This is a genomic window from Streptomyces sp. 35G-GA-8 (assembly GCF_023534745.1).
Classification (GTDB): domain Bacteria; phylum Actinomycetota; class Actinomycetes; order Streptomycetales; family Streptomycetaceae; genus Streptomyces.
In genome coordinates this window covers 60,320-79,311 of the sequence record NZ_JAMHJQ010000010.1, presented here as the reverse complement: position 1 = coordinate 79,311, position 18,992 = coordinate 60,320, and the positions used below count along the sequence as shown (strand labels likewise).

The following is an 18,992-nucleotide window of genomic DNA, read 5'->3' as shown; positions in this document are numbered from 1 at the left end:
CATCTACTGGCGGTGGCGGCGATGCGGCCCGCGGCGAGGCCGCGTCCGTCGTGACCAAGATGCTGCGGTTCGCACCCGGCCCTGGTGCGCGAGCTGGAAGGCGCCGGGATCGATGCCCGTCGGACGGGTGAGGAACGTCGTCGAGGGTTAAGTTGATGCATCAACCTGGTGCGGCTAGGCTGATGTCCTGGCTGGCGGGATCCCGCCGAGTTGAGCGGGATCAGACCTTACAAGGAGGACACATGACGGTCGAAGTGATCGACGTGCCCGAGGCGAAGCGCTACGAGGCCCGTGTCGATGGAGAGTCCAAGGTGGCGGGCGTCGCCGAATACATCCGTACGACGGAACTCGTCGCGTTCGTGCACACCGAGGTCGAGGCGGAGTACGAGGGCAGGGGAGTCGGGTCCACGCTGGTCCGTACCGCCCTTGACGAGGCACGCGCCGCGAACCTGCGGGTACTGGCCACCTGTCCCTTCTTCGCGGGCTGGATCAGCCGGCACCCCGAGTACCAGGACCTGCTGTACCAGTCCCGCAGCAGGGTCAGTGACTGAGAGCCGAGCACGGCGGAAACGGAGGCGGGCATGAGCGGCGAATCCGAGCAGAAGGCATACCGGACGGAGTCGATCACGGTGACCTTCGAGGCCGGGCGCTGCCTCCACGCAGCCGAATGCGTCCATGGCCTGCCCGAGGTGTTCGACCCGACGAAGCGACCTTGGGTCCAGCCGGAGAGAACCACGGCCGAGCGCCTGGCGGAGGTGGTGCGGCGCTGTCCCTCGGGCGCGCTCCAGTACGAACTCGCGGAGGGCGGGACGGAAACCCCCGACCGGCCCACCACGATCACCCGCGGTGTCAACGGGCAGCTGACCGTGCGCGGGGAGCTGAGTGTGGACACGCCGTAAGGCGCGCGCGCCGAGACCAGGGTCGTGCTGTGCGGCTGCGGTCAGAGCCGCCTCCAGCCGTACTGCGATCACGCGGGCCCCTGCGGTCAGTGACACGACCGTGCCCGCTTCCCGCAGGTCACACCCAAGATCCTGAAGTCGAGCACATGTCCCTTGCGGTGCGGTTCTCTGAGTACGGCACCCCTGACGTGCTGCGTGCTGAGCTCCGCTCTTTCGGTGTGGAACCGGTCACCTATGGCAACGGCCTGGTCGAGCACCTGAGCGGCAAGCTCGTAGTGCTCCCGGCGTAAGGTCACGACCTTTCGCGCGAGCAGCGTGCGGCACAGCCCCGCGCGGGGGACCCGCTGCCCGCCCACCTGATCTTGCCCGTGATGCTGTTGGTGCACGGCGGACCCTGGCGGCGGGACACCCGGCGTTTCGATCCCGTCGGCAACTGCTCTCACAGCACTGGCGAATAGCGGTTCACCGGACAGGCGAACCGCTCGCAACCATGGACTCATACGGGCGAGAGCATCTCCTGAAGGATGCGCCGCAGCTCGGTGCGGTCCCGCGGGGTGATCCTCGCCAGCCTGCGGTCGTACTCCGCGGCCAGGGCTGCGAGTGCACGATCCCGAGCCTCTGTGCCCGCGGAGGTCAGTACGAGGCGGTGACGCCGCAGATCCGCGTCGTCGATCTCGCGCCGGATGAACCCCTTGGCGACGAGATTGCGGACGTAGACCGTCACGCTGGCTTTGGGCAGCAGCAGTGCCGCCGCGATCTCTGCCGGGTACGGCGACGCGGCCACCTCCGCCAGGACGAAGAACTCCTTTGTTTCCAGCCCGAGATCAGCCAGCTCCTCCGTGCAGGCATCCATTACGACACTCAGCAGCCGCTGGTTCAGCGTCCACAGCTGCGCACCGTCGACCGGCATACGAGTCCCCCAAACCAAGTGGTACTGTTCTGTACTAGTTCCAAGCTGTACCAGTAGTGTTTTTGTACTGGTACAGCTATGGAACAAGGATCTCACGAAGGGCGCTGTCCATGCTTCAGCACATCACGATCCCGCGCGGACCGATCGAGCTCGCGGCCGACCTTCACCTGCCCGACACCGCCGACAGCACCGCGCTGTTGCGCGCCGTGGTGCTCTCCACGCCCGGCAGCAGCGTGAAGGAGCAGATCGGTGCGAACTATGCGTCCCGCCTCGCCGCCCGCGGCATCGCGGTGCTCGTCTTCGACCCCGCTCACCAAGGGCAGAGCGGAGGCGAGCCCCGCGATCTCGAAGACCCCTACCGCCGAGGTGAGGACATCTCCTACGCCATCGATGCCCTCACCACGACCCCCGGCATCGACCCGAAGCGCATCGGCGTTCTCGGTATCTGCGCCGGCGGCGGCTACGCCGTGCACACCGCCCGCACGGACCACCGCATCAAGGCCGTCGGAACCGTCGTCCCCGGCAACATGGGCACCTCGTTCCGCGGCTTCCAGCCCGACGGCCCGGCCGCCGCACTCGCCGCACTCGCCGACGCGCGCATCGAAGAGGCACGCTCCGGTGAGATGTCCCGTGTGAACTGGCTGCCCGACACCCTGGAAGATGCGACGGATGCGGGGCTGACCGACATCGACACCACCCAGGCCATCACCTACTACCGCACCGAGCGGGGCGGCAACGAGCACTCCACCAACCGCCGCCTCTCGCGCGGCGACTCCCTCCTGCTTGGCTACGACGCGTTCCACCTGGTCGACCAGCTCATGACCCAGCCACTGCAAGTCATCCTCGCCGGACGCATCGGCAACACCGGCTCCTACGAGGCGGGCATGCGGCTGTGGAAGATGGCCCCCAACCCGGTCGACCTCATGGTGATCGAGGGCGCCGGCCACTACGAGATGTACGACGAGCCCGAATACGTCGACGCCGCCGTCGAACGGCTCACCAACTTCTACGTCAACAACCTGTAGGCATCCAAACCGGCGAACCTATGTTCCGGTCACGGGACAGCTGAATCGGCATGACTAGACTTCTCCCGGCAGGGTGGTTGCGCGAGTGAGTTGCACCCACAACTCACATGGGGGCTCGTAGTACGAAGGCTTGACCCGTGGGCAAGCGGGAGAGGTGGATGACCGATTGCCTGATCTCACATCGCCGCGGCCGGGCGGGCGAGGGCGAGCCCGCTCTCTTGCCGAATCCGTCGAGGTCGCCGCGCCCCGGGTGGCGCGGGAGCAGCGGGAGAACTGGCAGTCGCTGGTGATTCTCGCGCACTTGGTCGAAGCCGAGCTTGAGCGAAAGACGCAGGATGATGCCGGCATCCCGCACAGCCACTTCAAGATTCTCGCGTTGCTCGCCGGCGCGGATCGGCACACGATGGGCCTCACCCGATTGAGCCGGGCGCTACGGTTCCAGAAGAGCCGGCTGTCACATGCGCTCCGCTCACTTGAGGCCGCCGGATTGCTCCGCCGCGAGGACACCCCTGAAAGGGGCCGTGCCTACCAGGCCGTCCTCACACGCCGTGGTCTCGACCTCGTGGAGCGAGTGCTGCCGCTGCAGGACGCCTTCGCCCGTGACACAGTGCTCTCCGGCCTCACCGCGACCGAGGTCACGCAACTGCGCACCATCGCTGAGAGGATCATCGCGAACCTGGATGATCGGGGGGAATGACCCGACCGGCGTCCCCCTCTGTGAGCTCGGCGGAGAGCATGGACAGACGCCTAGTTGATGCGTCAACTGTCGGGCTTGGTGTCCTGCTTCGGCCCCGGTCGCACGAAGGTGACCGGGGCCGGGACGTGAACGGCGGCTTCGGGCGCGGCTTGTGGGCCGTTCAGCTCTGTGGCATTGAGCGGCCGATGTCGTCCAGTTCGGTCAGATCCTCATGGGAGAGGGAGAGTCCCGCGCCGGCGATGTTCTCGCGCAGGTGTGCCGTCGATGACGTGCCCGGGATGAGCAGAATGTTCGGTGATCGCTGCAGCAGCCAGGCCAGTGCGACGGACATCTCTGTCGCCTTGATTCGAGCGGCGACCGCCGAGAGCGCCGAGGACTGAAGCGGGGTAAAGCCCCCGAGGGGAAAGAAAGGCACATACGCGACGCCGTCGGTGGCGAGCCGGTCGATGAGCTCGTCGTCCTGGCGGTGGGCGAGGTTGTACATGTTCTGCACGCACACGATCGGCGCGATGCTCTGTGCCTCGGTGACCTGCTCCTCGGTGGCGTTGCTGACCCCGAGGTGGCGGATCAGGCCCTGCTGCTGGAGTTCCACGAGCGTCTCGAACGCCTCGGCCAGCGAGCCGGGCCGGCGACCTTCGGCGTTGCCGAGCCGGAGGTTGACCAGGTCGAGTGTGTCGAGCCGGAGGGACGTGAGGTTGTCCTGGACCTGGCGGCGCAGATCTTCGGGTCGGCGGGCCGTGGGCCAGCCACCCTGTTCGTCGCGGGTCGCGCCGACCTTGGTCACGATGTGCAGCGACTCGGGATAGGGGTGCAGTGCCTCGCGGATCAACTCGTTGGTGACCCGCGGCCCGTAGGCGTCACTGGTGTCGATGTGGGTGACACCGAGGTCGACGGCTTCGCGCAGAACGGCCAGGGCACCCCCGCGATCGGCCGGCGGCCCCATCACCCACGGCCCGGCCAGTTGCATGGCACCGTAGCCGAACCGGGTGACGGTCAGGTCACCCAGAGTCCAGGTGCCTCCGGGCAGAGAGAGGGACGGTGTGCTCATCGTGTTGCCTTTCGTCGTGCACTTTGGGGGTGGCGCCTGTTGCCTTCCTGCATCAGCATTGGAGAGAAACTTCCTGTCGGGAAGTAGGCACTCTGGAGTGCGTAACCCACCCATCGGTGAGAGGTGCGATCAGTGACAACGATGAAGGCGGCCCAGAAGAGGGCTCAGGCCAAGGTGGAGTACAACGCGTTCCTGGCAGGGTGCCCCAGCCGGCAACTACTCGACCGAATCTCGGACAAGTGGGTCGTCCTGATCCTGTGTGCGCTGGGCGGCGACAACAACCCTGGACCCGCCGGTGCGGCACACGCAGACGCTCCGAAGGCGCTGCGTTACTCCGAGATCTCCCGTCTTCTGGCCGGGGTCAGCCAGAAGATGCTGACCCAGACACTACGGTCGCTGGAGCACGATGGTCTCCTCACCCGCACCGTGACGCCAACTGTTCCCGTCACCGTCTCCTACGAGCTGACCGACCTCGGCCTCTCGCTCCACCACATGACGCGCGGGCTCAGAAGCTGGGCACAGACACACATGGCCGAGGTCCTCGCGAACCGCGAGAACTACGACGCTCGCACCTAACCGATCGGCGGCCCCTCCTTCGGCTTCCGTCGGCTACGCCTTGAGGCGGCGGGATTCGACGCCTCGCGGGTCGAGTGACGGCGGCCGTACCATGGGTGACCGTCGCGTCTTCGACCCGGGGAGTCCGCTCATGCCGTCACCAATGGACGCCGCCCACCAGCCGGACTACCCACCCAAGACTCCGCCACCCCCCAAGCGCCCGGTCCAGCCATCACGCCCTCCCACGGACACCAAGCCGAAATCGACCACGCTGGCCCGGCCGGGCAGGCGCACGGTGAACATGGCGAACCGACGGGGCGCCAACTGGAGGTTGGAAGCGGAACCGTGGGCGGCCGGGCGCGCCCGCAAGAACGTGATCGGCAAGCTCCACGAATGGGGTTACACCGGCGCGGACACCGCCGCCTCCGAGATCGTCACCGTCCTCGTCAACACCGCGGTGGGCGACGGCGGGAAGCGAGTGAGCCTGCACCTCGCTGACCAGAACCGACAGGCCCTCATGGTGGTACTCAGCCATCATCCCGGCCTGCCGGTCGCAGACGAGACCGTGTTGCCTCGGATCGCGGAGTTGGGCGCGACGAGCTGCGGCACGGATACAAGTGAGGATGGCCGACGCCTGTGGGCGGTGCTCGACCTATAGCCACCACGTCGAAGGCTCCACCCGGTTCCCTCGGGTCGGAGGCCGGGCCCGATCGGGGCGGGCGTGGGTGACCTGCTTGGATCCGCTTCGTTCCGCCCTTGGCTTGCCTGGTCACTGACCGGGTGGCCCTGGCGCCGGGCGCCGGGCCATGGCGGACTCTGAGGTATTAGCCTGTGGACGTGGATATTTCACATGTAGCTCGCGTCCTGCGTGATCCGGGGGAGCGTCCCCGGGTCGGGCATATCCAGTTCCTCAACTGTCTGCCGATTTACTGGGGACTGGCACGTACCGGCACCTTGCTCGACCTGGATCTGACCAAGGACACTCCGGACCGGCTGAGTGGTCTGCTGGTCGACGGGACCCTGGATATCGGTCCGATCGCCTGCATGGAATATCTCAAGCATGCGGATGACTTGGTGCTTCTCCCGGACATCGCGGTGGGCAGCGATGGTGCGGTGACCTCTTGTCTGATCGTCAGCCAGGTCCCACTGCGTGAGTTGGACGGGCGCCGGGTCGCCCTGGGTTCCACCTCGCGCTCGTCGGTACGCCTGGCTCGACTTCTGCTGGAGGAGAGGGAAGGGGTTCGCCCGGAGTACTTCACCTGCCCGCCGGACCTGCCGGTGATGATGCGGGACGCGGATGCCGCGGTCGTCATCGGTGACGCGGCGCTGCGTGCCTACCTTCACCAGGCCGAGGACCTGGGTCTGCTGGTGTACGACCTGGGCGAGATGTGGAAGGCGTGGACTGGTCTGCCGTTCGTTTTCGCGGCCTGGGCCGTCCGCAAGGACTACTTGGAGCGGAACCCTCGCATCGTACGAGAGGTGCACCGGGCCTTCCTGGAGTCCCGGGACCTCTCAATGGACGAAATTGACAAGGTGTGCGAGCAGGCCGCCCAGTGGGAGGCGTTTGGCGAGCAGGCGTTGCGGAGCTACTACACCGAGGCTCTGGACTTCTCCTTCGGCGAACGCCAGTTGGCAGGTGTTCGCGAGTTCGCCCGCAGGGTCGCTTCGGACTCCGGATTCGATCCTGAGCTGGAGATCTCGGTATTCCAGCCGTAGTGGCTGTCGTGGTAGGCCGTCGGCCGCGTTGCCGGTGCGTCCTGTACCGGGCGGGCGTGATCGGGCGGGCGCGGGTCAGAAGCCGGAGGCGGGGCGCGTGGTGTAGTGCTCTTCCAGTCGGGTCAGTTCTTCGGTGGTGAGCTTGAGCTCGGTGGCGGCGACGGCGTCGGTGAGGTGGTGCGGCTTGGTGGTGCCGACGATCGGTGCGGTGATGGCCGGCTGGTGCATCACCCAGGCCAGTGCTACCTGGGCGCGGCTGACGGCGCGCTCCGTTGCGATGGCGGCGACCGCGTCGATGATTCCCCGGTCGGCCTTGGCGGTCCGGCCGTAGAGGATTTCCTCGGCGCTGTCGGTGCTGTTGCGTGTGGTCTGCTCGTCCGGATCGCGGGTCAGCCGGCCGCGCGCCAGTGGGCTCCATGGGATCACGCCGATGCCCTGGTCGAGGCAGTACGGCAGCATCTCCCGCTCCTCCTCGCGCTGAAGCAGGTTGTACTGGTCCTGCATGGACACGAACCGGGTCCAGCCGTGCAGATCCGCGGTGTGCTGAAGCTTGGCGAACTGCCAGGTCCACATCGAGGACGCGCCGAGGTAGCGGGCCTTTCCGGCCTTCACCACGTCGTGCAGTGTCTCCATGATCTCCTCGGCCGGCACGTTCGGGTCGAGCCGGTGGATCTGGTACAGGTCGATGTAGTCGGTGCCCAGCCGGCGCAGACTCTCGTCCACCTGGGTGAGGATCGCCGCCCGGGACAGGCCGCCGCCCTTGGGGCCGGGGCCCATCGTGGCGTGCACCTTGGTGGCGATGACCACCTCGTCCCGCTTGGCGAACTCGCGCAGCAGCCGGCCGGTGATCTCCTCGCTGGCGCCGCGGCTGTACATGTTGGCGGTGTCGAAGGTGGTGATGCCGGACTCGATGGCCTGCTTGAAGTACGGACGGGACTCGTCGATGCCGAAGGACCACTGATGGGTGCCGCGGGCCGGGTCGCCGAAGCTCATGCAGCCCAGCACGACCTTGGAGACCGACAGTCCGCTGTTGCCCAACCGGAGGTATTGCATGGCGAGGAATCCTTACGGGGTGAAGGGGAAGCGAAGGGGGGCGTCGTACACGTAGTCGCCGTGCCTGAACGGGGAAGGCGGGCAGCACTTCAAGCGCGCCGTCCTTCTATCGCTATAGCTTAACGATCGTACAGTTACGCAAGGTAGCATAACGCTGCCTGCTGCCTGCTGCCTGCTGCCTGCTGCCCGCCCGCGCGCACGGCTGCCCACGGGCGGCATCGAGGTCACTCGGTGACGAGCCAGACCACTTCGTCGACGAAGTCGAGGAGGGCCTCGGCGGCTACGGGGTCCCCGGAGGCGTGCCAGAGCGCGACCCGGCCGTGGGCGGCTGTGAAGACCAGGACCGCCGCTCGTCGCGCCGGCAGCCGCAGCCGTACACCGGCCAGTTGGCAGCGCTCGAACGCCGTGGCCACCCTGGTCACGAGGTCGATCATCGGCCCGCTGCGGGGTGCCGTCAGCGGCTGATGGTTGATCAGCAGGCGGTAGTGGCCCGGATTGTCCACCACGAACTGGCAGTAGGTCCGCACCTGGGCCCGCACCCGCTCCAGCACGGCGTCCTGAGGGCACGACTCGTCGGCCTTGGTCATGGCCCGGGAGATCTGTTCGTAGTCGTACCCGATCAGGCCATTGACCAGTGCGGACTTGTCGGCGAAGTGCTGGTAGATGGCGGCCGGTGAGATGCCCGCGGCGCGTGCGACGCCGCGGATCGTCAGTCCCTCCTCGCCGCCCAGCTCGGACAGCAGGCGCGCGGCCCCCTCCAGGATTTCCAGGCGCAGCCGGTCACCCTGCCCCCGTGGATTACGTGCGCGCTGCGATGTCTCGGCCACGAGGCACTGTAACCGGTGATGTCGGGGCCCATCGAAGACCAATGCCGCCCGCGCCGGTTTCGCCCACGCCGGGCCATGTAGCCGAGGAGGTCGGGCACGCCGGGGATGATCTCGGTCACATCCTGCCCGTACGTGGGCTGCGCGCGCAGGCGCACGGCGCTAGGCTGCTCCCCGCAAATGAACAATCGTTTAGTTACGGAGAGCTGCCACGCCATGCCGGAAACGCTGCCTGCCTTCCCCATGCCATGGCTCATCACCGACTCGGCCAGGCCGATGCGGACGGCATCGTCGTACTGCTCAACGGGCCCGCCGCTCGCGCCGTCCGCGGGCGACGGGCAGCCCTCTGCGCACACAAGTCCCCGACCCGCTCAACCCCGCCGACGAACTGGGAACACCATGAACATCAACAAGGAAATACCGTGAGCACCCACAAGGGCACGCCCCGGAGCGTGCGTTCCCCCGGGTGGATCCCCACCCTCCTCGGAGTCATCTATGGACTCGCCACCACCGGTACGTCCGCCCTCGCGGTGAGCCTGCCCCAGATATCGGGCGAGTTCGACATCAGCGCGGGCGGCGCCGCCTGGGCGATCAGCGTGTACACGGTGATGCTTGCCGTCGCGACCCCGCTGCACGGACGGCTGGCCGACGCGTACGGACTGCGGGTTCCCCTCGTCGTCGGGGTGGTGACGATGGCGGTCGGCGCGGTCGCGTCCGCGCTGGCCCCGAACTTCGCGTTCCTGATCGTCGCCCGGGTGGTGCAGGGCTTCGGCGGGGCGAGCATCGCGGTGCTGACCACCGCACTGCTCTCGGTGCTGTGGGCAGAGCCGCAGCGGGGTGCGGCGCTCGGCCGGGTGACCGGGGTGGGGGCCACATTCAGCGCACTGGGTCCCCTTATCGGCGGGGCACTGGAAAACATCGGCGGTTGGCGGCCGGCCGTGGCGCTGCCCGCGCTCGGGCTGCTCGCCCTCCCGTACGTGGCCCGGCTCGCGCCGTCCGGCGGGTCCGGCAAGCGCATCGACCGCACCGGTGCCCTGCTCGTCGCGACCGCCGCGTCCGGGCTCGTACTGCTGCTGCAGTCGCCGTCCTCGGGCCCGGTCACGGCGATCACCGGCGCGGTGCTGCTCGCCGCGGGCGCACCGGCCGTCGTCGCCCGGGTGCGGGCGCGACCACACGGGTTCCTGCCCCGCTCCGTCGTGACCAACCCGGCGGTGCTGCACAGTGCGTTCGCCGCCTCCGCCATACCGGCCGGCTGGTTCGCACTGCTCGTGGGGGTACCCAGTGTGGCCGCCGGCTGGGGCTGGACACCGCTGGCCACCGGCCTGTTGATGCTGCCGGCGGCGGTCGTCGGGCTGGTGGCCCCGTCGTTCTGCCGCAGGGCGCTCGCCCGGCTGGGCGCACGGCCCGCCATCACCGTCGCGTGCGCCATCGCGGCCCTGGCACTGCCCGTCGCCGCGGTCGGCGTGGCCATGGACTTCCCCCCGGTACTCGCGCTGGGCGTGGCGCTCACCGCGGTGGCGTTCGGGCTGGGACAGCCGGCCATGATGTCGGCCGTCAACGAGGCGGTGGCCGCCACCGATCGCGGCGTCGCCATCGGGGTCGCGACGCTGGTGTCCTTCACCGGTGCCAGCATCGGCGCCTCCCTGGTGGGCGGTCTCGGCGGGGTGGCGAGCCTGTCCACGGTGTTCCTCGTGCTGATGACGCTGCCGGTGCTGGGGCTGACCGTCCTGCGGCTGGCGGGTCGTCGGCGCGCCGCACTCGCGTGACCGCGCCGACGCGGGGACGGCCCTGCCTCAGGGCCTGCCGTTTCGCCGGGCCGCGTCGGTGGCCACCGATGGTATGGACACCGGCCGCACAACGGCAGAAGGGCGTCCGCCTGCTCCCGACCGCGCTGTACTTCCGCGGCGGCCTCGCGTAGGACCGCGCACGGCGCCGTGCCCCGCGCGGCTGAACCACTCTCAGGACAACACAAGGAGCCAGCCCATGAACACCCACATCGACACCGGCGCCGGACGAGTGGTCGCCCACCCGGAGTCCGGTCCTGTCACCGGCCTCCGTGGAACGGACCGGCTACTGCGGTTCGCCGGGATCCGCTACGGAACGGCCGAGCGGTTCGCGCGGCCGGTCCCGGCCGCCCGGCACACCCTCCCCGTCGACGCGACCCGGCCGGGCCCGATCTGCCCGCAGCTGCCGTCCCGTCTGGAACCGGTCTACGGCCCACACCGGAACGAGCCGCCGCAATCCGAGGACTGCCTCTACCTGGCGATCACGACAGCGGATCTCACCGGGAGCCGACCGGTGATGGTATGGGTGCACGGCGGCGGGTACCTGACCGGCGGCGGCACCCTCCCCATGTACGACGGTGGGCGGCTCGCCGCCGACGGCGATGTCGTCGTTGTGTCGATCAACTACCGGCTGGGCGCGCTGGGCTTCCTCGCCCACGAGGGGGTCAGCGAGGGCAACCTCGGCCTGTACGACCAGATCCTCGCGCTGGAATGGGTGCACGACAACATCACCGCGTTCGGCGGCGATCCGGCGAGCATCACCGTCTTCGGTCAGTCCGCCGGCGCGAGCTCCGCCATGGCGCTCCTGTCGGTCCCGCGCGCCCGGAAGCTGATCCGCCGGGTGATCGCGCAGAGCGCACCGTCCCTGGCGAGGCTCCCCACCCGCGACGAGGCATTCGCGGCGGGGCCCTACTTCGCCGAGGCAGCGGGTGGCGATCTGATGACCCTCCCGGTGCGGCGGATCCTCGACGCCCAGGCCCGGACCGAGCAGTGGAACGCGGACACGCCGGCAAGGCCGGGGACAGTGTCGTTCCGGCCCGCCCTGATGGAACCGCTCCCGGACACCGAGACGCGCGAACGGACCTTCCGCTCCGAACCCGTGCCGGACCTCGTCATCGGCTACACCTCCGACGAGGGCGGGGCCTTTGTGGTCGGCGCCGCGTCGCCGGTACCCAGGGAAGCCGTCGCGACGATGTCCCGCAAGACGTTCGTCGAGCCGGCGCACGAGGCCGGCCGACAGGTCCTCGACGCAGGCGGAGCGGCCTTTCTCTACGAGTTCGGCTGGGCACCGGCAGAGGGGGGTTTCGGCGCTGTGCATGGCATCGAGGTGCCCTTCCTGCTGGGGACACGGGAGGCGTGGGCCGACAGTCCGGTGCTGGGCAGCACCGACTGGGCCACCGTCGAGGCCAACGGCAGGGGCTTACGGCGGAGTTGGGGGCATTTCGCGCGGTACGGTACGCCGGGCACCGCCGAAGTCGAATGGCCGCAATGGAATGGCGACGAGATGTCCGTCCAGCAGATCAATTGGTGACTGGTGACTGGTGACTGGTGACTGGTGACTGGTGACTTGTGACTGGGCGCCCAGCCCCCGGCGGCCGGGATTGGCCGGGGTTTTCTCTGTCGTCAGGTCATTCCACCCGGCGCGGATGTGCGGAAGGTTCGGCGGTAGGTGTCGGGTGGTACGCCGATGGTGCGGTTGAAGTGGCGACGCAGTGTGGTGGCGGTGCCCATGCCGGTGGTCTTCGCGATGCTGTCGATGCCGTTGTCGGTGGTTTCCAGGAGTTCCTGGGCGTGGCGGATGCGTTGGGTGAGCAGCCATCGCAGGGGGGTGGTGCCGGTGACGGTCCTGAAGTGGCGGCTCAGGTTGCGTGAGCTCATCCGTGCCTGGCGGGCCAGGTCTTCCACGGTCAGGGGCTGGTCCAACCGCGTGATGGCCCAGGGGAGGAGGTCGGCGAGCGGGTGGTTGCCCGGTGGGGGGACGGGAGTGGTCACGTACTGGGCCTGGCCGCCGTCCCGGTGCGGTGGTACGACCAGGCGCCGGGCGAGTGTGTTGGCGATCGCTGATCCGTGGTCGTGGCGGACGAGGTGCAGGCACAGGTCCATGGCGGCGGCCTTGCCGGCGGAGGTGAGGACGCTGCCGTTGTCCACGTAGAGGACGTCGGGGTCGACCGTGACCCGGGGGTAGCGGTCGGCCAGGGCTCGGGTGTGTGCCCAGTGCGTGGTCGCGCGTTTTCCGTCCAGCAGGCCGGCGGCGGCCAGTACGAACGCGCCGGTGCAGAGAGAGACCACACGCGCACCTGCCTCGTGGGCCGCGCGGACCGCGTCGACGAGGTCCGCGGGCGGATCCTGGTCGGTATCCGCCCAGCCGGGGACGATCACTGTCTCCGCGTGCGGGAGCCGGTCGAGGCCGTGGTCGGGAGGCAGTTGGAACCGGCCGGCCCGTACAACGCCCGGTCCGCAGACGGCGAGGTCGTACCAGGGACCGTTCACGCCTGCCGGGGCGGGGCCGAAGACCTCGCATGCCAGGGACAGTTCGAAGTGCAGTATCCCGTCGGTGACGGCCAGGGCCACAGTATGCATGTCCGGAATTGTACGGGGCATGGCGTTCCGGACACTCACGGCTGGATGGCGGTTCTCGTCAGGATGTCCGTGACAGATCGCGGCAGAGCGGTTCGAGTTCGAGTACAGGGGGAGTCCATGAAGTCGGAACGGACAGTGACGGTGTTCGGCGCGTACGGGCACACCGGGCGCTTTGTGGTGGCGCGGTTGAGGGAGCGCGGCCTGGTCCCGGTTCTCTCCGGCCGCGATGCGGGACAACTGGAGGCGCTGGCCCGCGAGTCCGGTCTCGGCGCCCGTGTGGCGTCGGTGGAGGATCCGGCCTCGCTCGACCGTGCGCTGTCCGGCGCGTCTGCCGTGATCAACTGTGCCGGGCCGTTCGCCACGACGGCGGCTCCCGTGATAGAGGCGGCTCTGCGTGCCGGGATCCCCTATGTGGACGTGGCGGCCGAGATCGAGGCCAACGCCGATACGTTCGCGCGTTTCGCGGGCCGTGCTCGCGCCGCGGGAGTGGTGGTCGTCCCGGCGATGGCCTTCTACGGCGGTCTCGGTGACCTGCTGGCCACCGCGGCGATGGGGGAGTGGACGGCGGCGGATGAGGCCCACATCGCGTACGGGCTGAGCGGCTGGCATCCCACCGCGGGAACGCGCACGGCCGGTGCGGTCTCCCGGCAGCGGCGGGGCGGGGGACGTGCTGTGTTCACCAAGGGGCGGCTGGAGTACCGTCACGACGACCCGCCGACCCTTCAGTGGCCTTTCCCGGGCCCGATGGGCCCCCGGGCGGTGATCGGGGAGTTCACGATGGCTGATGTCGTCACCATTCCCAGCCACCTGTCCATCCCGGAAGTGCGTACGTACATGACGGTGGAGGCGGCCAGGGAGGTGTCGTCCCCCGACACCCCGGCACCGGCCGCGGTCGACGTGCGGGGGCGGTCCGCGCAGACCTTCCTCGTCGACGTCGTCGTACGCTCGGGCGGCATCGAACGGCGCGCCGCGGCAAGGGGGCAGGACATCTATGCCGTCACCGCGCCACTCGCGGTGGAGGCGGTCGAGCGTATCCTCACGGGCCGGACCAGGACAGTCGGTGTCGCCTCCGCGGGAGAGGTCTTCGACGCGCCCGGTTTCCTTCGCGCGCTGTCCCCGCACATCACCGTGGAACTGGATGCGTAGCGGGCCGACCGGCCCTCAGGGCAGAGCCGGCGCGCTCGTATCCGGCAGCACGCGCCCGGCTGGCGGCCACCCCACCGCACCCGCACCGCGCGCGCTTCGGGAACGGTCACCTCGCCGGACGCTCCGGGAGATTCCACGGCGAACCAGGCGCGCCGACGGCATCCGGCTGGTCGAGGGCTTTAACCGCTTGAGTCTCCAGTAGGGGGAGACAGCAAGGTGGAGGGCATGAACGGCGACGCGCTCTACGCGATTGGTGATCTTGCCCGGCGGACCGGGCTGACGGTGAAGACCATTCGGTTCTACTCCGACGCGGGAATCGTGCCGCCGACTGACCGAAGCCCGGCCGGCTACCGGCTCTACGACATCGACGCCGTCACACGTCTCGATCTCGTGCGTACCCTGCGCGACCTGGGGCTGGATCTTTCCGCCATCAGGAAGGTTCTCGACCGGGAAGTCTCCGTCCCCGAGGTGGCGTCGGCGCATGCCGACGCCCTGGACGTGCAGATTCGTACGCTCCGTCTGCGGCGCTCAGTACTGAGAGCGGTAGCCAAGCGTGGCCCCACACCCGAGGAATTGGATCTCATGCACAGACTCGTCAAGCTCTCTGACAGCGAACGACAGCGATTGGTGAACGACTTCATCGATGACACCTTCGGCGGTCTCGACGCCAACCCGGAGTTCGTGGCCATGATGCGTTCGGCCATGCCCCAACTCCCCGACGACCCGGCTCCCGAACAGGTCGAGGCGTGGGTGGAACTGGCGGAACTCTGCCAGGACACGGACTTCCGGGCCGCCGTCCGGAGGATGGCCGAACACCAGGCAGCGGAGCGGGCGCAGGGCGACACGACCGGCCTGCATCATGATCTGACCAGAGCGGTGTGTGAACAGGTCGACAAGGCTCTCGAAGCGGGAATCCAGCCGATGTCCGAGCTGGCGGCGCCCATCGTCGATTCCCTCGCCGGTCTCTATGCCGAGACTTTCGGACGCACCGACGATGCCGACCTGCGGCGATGGCTTGTCACCCGATTGGAGACCGGCGCGGACCCCAGGGCAGAGCGCTACTGGCAGCTTCTGTCGACCATCAATGGATGGCCGGTACCGCCTACTCTCGCGCCGGTCTTCAGTTGGTTCATCACCGCTCTGCGCTCGCAGCTGAGCCGATAGAACGCCGCCCAGCCCCGGGACACATCGGCCGCAAGGATGACGGACCGCAGAGCAGGTGGGCAGAGGCCGTCAGTTGGCCACCATGGCTTTATCGAGCGGTAGTGACGTCAGTTGTCGACGGGTTTGGGAGGCGCCCAAAACCACGATTGGGTGATGTTGATGAGTTTGAGGCATGGCGGCTCCTCCCGGGGCAGCATCGGGATGCTCTTGGTGAAGGGTGCTGGTCATGCTGCGGATGTCGAGGGTCGACGCGGCGACCATCCACACCCTCGCCAGCTGCGGATGGATCAAGCAGAGTCAGTCGCTCTGCCTGATCGTGGACTCCGGCACTGGGAAGTCCCACATGCTCATCGCTCTGGGCACCGAGGCCGCTATGAAGGGCTATCGGGTCCGCTAAACGCTCGCCACGAAGCTGGTGAACGAGCTGGTCGAGGCCGTCGACGAGAAGCAGTTGAACAAGACCATCGCCCGTGGCCATCGTCGACCGCCTCACCTTCAACGGCACCATCATCGAGACCGGCACCGACTCCTACCGCCTCGCCAGCACCCGAGCACGAGCCCAAGCCCCCGCCAGGGCCGGCTGACCTCAGCGGGAGCAAATCACGCTGACGAGAGTGAACGATGCGTAGAACGGCCCCTGGGAAAGGCTGGCGAACCAGCGATGGCCGCGGTCTCGGTCGACGCGGCCTTCGTTGATGGCTTTCTGCATGTTGCGGCCGAGGCCCAGGGTGTGGTCCGCCTCTTGAAAGTCACGGAAGACTGGTGTCGTGGCGAGCACAGCTTCGACGCAGAAGCCTGCCTGTTCGGCGAAACGCGCAAGGCTGCGTCCGATGGTCGCATGGCGGACCATTTCTGCGGTGGTATAGCGGGTGAAAGCGCGGCTCGTCTCAAGATCCTCAGCGTCAACGATCAGGGTGTCCCAATCGGGTTCGGCAAGGCCGATCCGCGCGCTTGGCCGGGTTGCACGATGGAGCTGTGCAAGAGCATCCCCGGGTTCGTCAACATGCATGAGGACTCGGTCAATCTTGGCCCGATCCACCGTGCCCGGCTCGACGGGGAGTGCGTGCACGTCCCCTTCACGGATCTCCACCCGGTGCAGGTCGTTCGTGCGTTCGCGAGCCTGGGCAAGCATGGCCGGGTCACGGTCGACGCCGATCACCGTGCCCCAGTCTCCGACACGTTCCGCCAGCGCCGGCAGGTCTGTGCCCGGGCCGCATCCCACGTCCAGGACGGTGTGGCCCTCCTGGAGATCCAACAGGTCGAGCAACTGCTGCTTGTACGCGCGGCCCGCATCGCCGGCGGCGGCCCGCAGCATGTAGGAAGCCTGATCAGGCCGGGGCACGCCAAGAATCGATGACATACGAGCCAGTCAAACACTCCGTTCCCCGCCTGACGTCATTTCTCGTCAACATCTACGGGCCCCAAGATCATCAACTGCCGTCCGAACTCGCAGACAGACGCTGCTGCTGAAACTAGACATAGCCACTCGATCCGGCCGGTCCTGCCGTCGTGGCCGCACAGACCGGATCATGCGAGCTGTGCGGGCTGTTCGCGTCGTTCTCGTGTCCGTGGCGTGGGCAGTTCCGGCGGATCGGACGCAGGCGTCCCGTACCCCTCTCTCGCGGGCGCCGCGTGCAGCCCTCTCGTTCACAGGACCCCAGTCTTACGGTCTTTCCCTGGTTCCTTCCTGCGGGAATGCGATGGTGATGTCGAGTCCGCCTTCCGGTCCTTGTGTGGTGGCGATCCGGGCGTGGTGGGCGTCGGCGATCGCGGCGACGATCGACAGTCCGAGGCCGTGTCCGTCGGCGCGTGCGGAGCGGTGGCCGAGTCGCTGGAAGGGCTGGTACAGCGATCCGATCGCCTCGCGCGGGATGACCGGCCCGCTGTTCACGACGCGTACCGTGGGTGTCCCGCTGCGCGAGGCGGTGGTTACCCGGATCCAGCCGCCGTCGGGTGTGTAGCGCTGGGCGTTGCTGAGGAGGTTGGTCACCAGCCGTTCCAGGAGAGGGGTGCTGCCTTCGGTCGGGGCGGGGGCGAGTGAGCTGTCCAGGGTGACGTTGTCGGGGCGGGTGGGTGCGAGGTCGTCGAGTACGCCGGTGACGATGTCGGCGAGGTCGAGCGGCTCGGTGCGGAAGACCTCGCTCTGGCTGCTTGCCAGGGTCAGCAGTGCCTCGATCAGCCGTTCCTGGTCCTCGCCGATCGCCAGGGCGCGCTCGCATACTGCCCGTAGTGTTCTCACGTCCGGATCCGGTGTGTTGAGCGCGACCTCGATCACGGTGCGTTGCAGGGTCAGCGGGGTGCGCAGTTCGTGTGAGGCGTTGGCGACGAAGCGGCGTTGCGCGTCGAACGCGGTGTCCAGGCGGGCGAGGAGTTCGTCGAAGGTGTCGCCGAGGTTCTTCAGCTCGTCGTCGGCGGGGCCGGGCATCGCGAGCCGTTCGTGGAGGTTGTGCGCCGAGATCCGCCGGGCCCGGTCCGTCATCACGCGTACGGGCCGTAGCACTCGTCCGGCCACCAACCAGCCCAGCCCGCCGGAGAGTCCGGTCATCACACCGAGTGCGATCCCGGACCGGGTGAGCAGGGTGCGTTGTGCCTGCTGGCGTTCACGGTCGGCGACGTAGGAGATCTCGGCGGTGATCTCCTGTGTCTCCGTGTCGCGGGAGGCGTTCGTGGTGGTGACCTTGGTGCCCTTGGACGCGGGGCTCTGTACGACCAGGAGGTAGGTGACGGCGAGCAGACAGGCTCCCGAGACGAAGAACAGTGCCCCGTACAGGAGGGTGAGCCGGAGCCGGGCCGACCAGCGGATACGGACCCGGCCGGCCGGTTCAGATGCGGTAGCCGGCATGCGGCACCGTCTCGATCACGGGCGGGCCGCCGAGTTTGCGGCGCAGTCGGCTGACGGTCACCTTCACGGTGTTGGTGAACGGGTCGGTGGCGTCGTCCCAGGCCCATTCGAGCAGTTCTTCCGCGGAAACGACCGCTCCCTGTGCGGCCAGCAGCAGTTCCAGTACGGCCATCTCCTTGCGGGACAGGTCGAGCCGGCGTCCGCCGCGCCAGGCGGTGTGCTCGGCGGGCGACAATGAGAGATCACCGTGCGTCAGCACCGGCGGTACGGCGGGGTGCGCGCGCCGGGCGAGGGCGCGGATCCGCGCGACCAACTCGGCCAGGGCGAACGGCTTGGTCAGATAGTCGTCGGCGCCCAGGCTCAGCCCGTCGACGCGTTCGGCGACGGTGGCGGAGGCCGTGAGCATGAGAACGCGGGCGCGGCAGCCGTGCTTGATCAGCGCACGGCAGACCTCGTCGCCGTGCATCAGCGGGAGGTCCCGGTCGAGCACGATGACGTGGTAGTCGTACACGGTGGCCTGCTCCAGTGCCTGCCTCCCGTCCAGTGCCAGGTCGATGGCCATGCCTTCCTGCCGCAGTCCGGCGGCGATCGTCTCGGCGAGTTCGAGGTGGTCGTCGACAATCAGCACTCTCATACCGGTCAGGATGCCCTGGGGCCCATAACAGGGGAGTAACGCGTAGGGGCCGCGCACACAGGCCGGGCACACATGGCGGGCACGAACCGGGCGTGGGGCAGGCTTGGTTGTTCCT

18 protein-coding genes and 2 pseudogenes are annotated in these 18,992 nt (G+C 68.3%); 12 read left to right on the top strand and 8 right to left on the bottom strand.

The features are described from left to right. The first annotated feature begins 242 nt into the window (after positions 1 to 242). Positions 243 to 551 (top strand): GNAT family N-acetyltransferase, encoded by a 309-nt coding sequence (locus tag M1203_RS23565; protein WP_249951774.1) that lies wholly within the window; start codon positions 243 to 245, stop codon positions 549 to 551. Positions 552 to 581: 30 nt separating this feature from the next. Next, positions 582 to 992 (top strand): annotated as a pseudogene (locus M1203_RS23560) ((4Fe-4S)-binding protein). 403 nt (positions 993 to 1,395) lie between these two features. On the opposite strand, the gene M1203_RS23555 reads toward M1203_RS23560, so the two are convergent. Continuing rightward, positions 1,396 to 1,809, bottom strand: a complete 414-nt coding sequence (locus M1203_RS23555; protein WP_249951773.1) for a MarR family winged helix-turn-helix transcriptional regulator — start codon at positions 1,807 to 1,809, stop codon at positions 1,396 to 1,398. 110 nt (positions 1,810 to 1,919) lie between these two features. Here M1203_RS23555 and M1203_RS23550 point away from each other — a divergent pair, with 110 nt between their 5' ends. After that, entirely contained in the window at positions 1,920 to 2,834 is a 915-nt protein-coding gene (locus M1203_RS23550) for an alpha/beta hydrolase (protein WP_249951772.1), read from the top strand. A gap of 166 nt (positions 2,835 to 3,000) precedes the next feature. Next, on the top strand, positions 3,001 to 3,531 hold the full coding sequence (locus M1203_RS23545) for a MarR family winged helix-turn-helix transcriptional regulator (protein WP_249951771.1): 531 nt from the start codon (positions 3,001 to 3,003) through the stop codon (positions 3,529 to 3,531). A 160-nt stretch (positions 3,532 to 3,691) separates the two neighbouring features. On the opposite strand, the gene M1203_RS23540 is transcribed toward M1203_RS23545, so the two are convergent. Next, complete coding sequence (locus M1203_RS23540) at positions 3,692 to 4,579, bottom strand: aldo/keto reductase family oxidoreductase (RefSeq protein WP_283958960.1); 888 nt, start codon at positions 4,577 to 4,579, stop codon at positions 3,692 to 3,694. A gap of 141 nt (positions 4,580 to 4,720) precedes the next feature. Here M1203_RS23540 and M1203_RS23535 point away from each other — a divergent pair, with 141 nt between their 5' ends. The 3 genes from M1203_RS23535 to M1203_RS23525 all read left to right on the top strand — a co-directional run bounded on the left by M1203_RS23535 (position 4,721) and on the right by M1203_RS23525 (position 6,850). Beyond that, positions 4,721 to 5,155, top strand: coding sequence for a helix-turn-helix domain-containing protein (locus M1203_RS23535; protein WP_249952006.1), 435 nt, complete (start codon positions 4,721 to 4,723; stop codon positions 5,153 to 5,155). Between the two features lie 280 nt (positions 5,156 to 5,435). Next, complete coding sequence (locus M1203_RS23530) at positions 5,436 to 5,792, top strand: hypothetical protein (protein ID WP_249952005.1); 357 nt, start codon at positions 5,436 to 5,438, stop codon at positions 5,790 to 5,792. A 173-nt stretch (positions 5,793 to 5,965) separates the two neighbouring features. Further along, positions 5,966 to 6,850 (top strand): menaquinone biosynthesis protein, encoded by an 885-nt coding sequence (locus M1203_RS23525; RefSeq protein ID WP_249951770.1) that lies wholly within the window; start codon positions 5,966 to 5,968, stop codon positions 6,848 to 6,850. A 75-nt stretch (positions 6,851 to 6,925) separates the two neighbouring features. Here the strand turns inward: M1203_RS23525 and M1203_RS23520 are convergent, their stop codons facing one another. Together M1203_RS23520 and M1203_RS23515 are read right to left on the bottom strand one after the other, a co-directional pair. After that, positions 6,926 to 7,903 (bottom strand): aldo/keto reductase, encoded by a 978-nt coding sequence (locus tag M1203_RS23520; protein ID WP_249951769.1) that lies wholly within the window; start codon positions 7,901 to 7,903, stop codon positions 6,926 to 6,928. A 224-nt stretch (positions 7,904 to 8,127) separates the two neighbouring features. Further along, positions 8,128 to 8,730 carry a TetR/AcrR family transcriptional regulator gene (locus tag M1203_RS23515; RefSeq protein WP_249951768.1) on the bottom strand — a complete coding sequence of 201 codons (603 nt, stop codon included), beginning with the start codon at positions 8,728 to 8,730 and terminating at the stop codon, positions 8,128 to 8,130. A gap of 419 nt (positions 8,731 to 9,149) precedes the next feature. Here M1203_RS23515 and M1203_RS23510 point away from each other — a divergent pair, with 419 nt between their 5' ends. Further along, positions 9,150 to 10,493, top strand: a complete 1,344-nt coding sequence (locus M1203_RS23510; protein WP_249951767.1) for an MFS transporter — start codon at positions 9,150 to 9,152, stop codon at positions 10,491 to 10,493. A gap of 217 nt (positions 10,494 to 10,710) precedes the next feature. Then, a complete protein-coding gene (locus M1203_RS23505; RefSeq protein ID WP_249951766.1) occupies positions 10,711 to 12,042 on the top strand; it encodes a carboxylesterase family protein in 1,332 nt (443 codons plus the stop codon). 92 nt (positions 12,043 to 12,134) lie between these two features. Here the strand turns inward: M1203_RS23505 and M1203_RS23500 are convergent, their stop codons facing one another. After that, positions 12,135 to 13,091, bottom strand: coding sequence for a helix-turn-helix domain-containing protein (locus M1203_RS23500; RefSeq protein WP_249951765.1), 957 nt, complete (start codon positions 13,089 to 13,091; stop codon positions 12,135 to 12,137). A gap of 117 nt (positions 13,092 to 13,208) precedes the next feature. Between M1203_RS23500 and M1203_RS23495 the strand changes: the two genes are divergently transcribed. The 3 genes and pseudogenes from M1203_RS23495 to M1203_RS23485 all read left to right on the top strand — a co-directional run. Continuing rightward, positions 13,209 to 14,237: a trans-acting enoyl reductase family protein gene (locus M1203_RS23495; RefSeq protein WP_249951764.1), complete on the top strand. Its 1,029-nt coding sequence runs from the start codon at positions 13,209 to 13,211 to the stop codon at positions 14,235 to 14,237. A 225-nt stretch (positions 14,238 to 14,462) separates the two neighbouring features. Further along, positions 14,463 to 15,401, top strand: a complete 939-nt coding sequence (locus tag M1203_RS23490) for a MerR family transcriptional regulator (protein ID WP_249951763.1) — start codon at positions 14,463 to 14,465, stop codon at positions 15,399 to 15,401. Positions 15,402 to 15,645: 244 nt separating this feature from the next. After that, a pseudogene (locus M1203_RS23485) lies at positions 15,646 to 15,985 on the top strand (ATP-binding protein); the annotation flags it as partial. Between the two features lie 2 nt (positions 15,986 to 15,987). Here the strand turns inward: M1203_RS23485 and M1203_RS23480 are convergent. The 3 genes from M1203_RS23480 to M1203_RS23470 form a co-directional block, all read right to left on the bottom strand. Next, a complete protein-coding gene (locus M1203_RS23480; protein ID WP_249951762.1) occupies positions 15,988 to 16,761 on the bottom strand; it encodes a methyltransferase domain-containing protein in 774 nt (257 codons plus the stop codon). A 303-nt stretch (positions 16,762 to 17,064) separates the two neighbouring features. Further along, a complete protein-coding gene (locus tag M1203_RS23475) occupies positions 17,065 to 18,243 on the bottom strand; it encodes a HAMP domain-containing sensor histidine kinase (protein ID WP_249951761.1) in 1,179 nt (392 codons plus the stop codon). Continuing rightward, the gene (locus M1203_RS23470) at positions 18,224 to 18,877 is read right to left on the bottom strand and encodes a response regulator transcription factor (RefSeq protein ID WP_249951760.1); all 654 of its coding nucleotides are present in this window, start codon (positions 18,875 to 18,877) and stop codon (positions 18,224 to 18,226) included. Before M1203_RS23470 ends, M1203_RS23475 begins: the two co-directional genes overlap by 20 nt. Positions 18,878 to 18,992 lie beyond the last annotated feature (115 nt).

Excerpts from the sequence above, each read along its gene's own strand:
- M1203_RS23565 (WP_249951774.1), top strand. The coding sequence starts at position 243 with ATGACGGTCGAAGTGATCGACGTGCCCGAGGCGAAGCGCTACGAGGCC.
- M1203_RS23555 (WP_249951773.1), bottom strand. The coding sequence starts at position 1,809 with ATGCCGGTCGACGGTGCGCAGCTGTGGACGCTGAACCAGCGGCTGCTG.
- M1203_RS23550 (WP_249951772.1), top strand. The coding sequence starts at position 1,920 with ATGCTTCAGCACATCACGATCCCGCGCGGACCGATCGAGCTCGCGGCC.
- M1203_RS23540 (WP_283958960.1), bottom strand. The coding sequence starts at position 4,579 with ATGAGCACACCGTCCCTCTCTCTGCCCGGAGGCACCTGGACTCTGGGT.
- M1203_RS23535 (WP_249952006.1), top strand. The coding sequence starts at position 4,721 with ATGAAGGCGGCCCAGAAGAGGGCTCAGGCCAAGGTGGAGTACAACGCG.
- M1203_RS23530 (WP_249952005.1), top strand. The coding sequence starts at position 5,436 with ATGGCGAACCGACGGGGCGCCAACTGGAGGTTGGAAGCGGAACCGTGG.
- M1203_RS23520 (WP_249951769.1), bottom strand. The coding sequence starts at position 7,903 with ATGCAATACCTCCGGTTGGGCAACAGCGGACTGTCGGTCTCCAAGGTC.
- M1203_RS23505 (WP_249951766.1), top strand. The coding sequence starts at position 10,711 with ATGAACACCCACATCGACACCGGCGCCGGACGAGTGGTCGCCCACCCG.
- M1203_RS23500 (WP_249951765.1), bottom strand. The coding sequence starts at position 13,091 with ATGCATACTGTGGCCCTGGCCGTCACCGACGGGATACTGCACTTCGAA.
- M1203_RS23495 (WP_249951764.1), top strand. The coding sequence starts at position 13,209 with ATGAAGTCGGAACGGACAGTGACGGTGTTCGGCGCGTACGGGCACACC.
- M1203_RS23490 (WP_249951763.1), top strand. The coding sequence starts at position 14,463 with ATGAACGGCGACGCGCTCTACGCGATTGGTGATCTTGCCCGGCGGACC.
- M1203_RS23480 (WP_249951762.1), bottom strand. The coding sequence starts at position 16,761 with ATGTCATCGATTCTTGGCGTGCCCCGGCCTGATCAGGCTTCCTACATG.
- M1203_RS23475 (WP_249951761.1), bottom strand. The coding sequence starts at position 18,243 with ATGCCGGCTACCGCATCTGAACCGGCCGGCCGGGTCCGTATCCGCTGG.
- M1203_RS23470 (WP_249951760.1), bottom strand. The coding sequence starts at position 18,877 with ATGAGAGTGCTGATTGTCGACGACCACCTCGAACTCGCCGAGACGATC.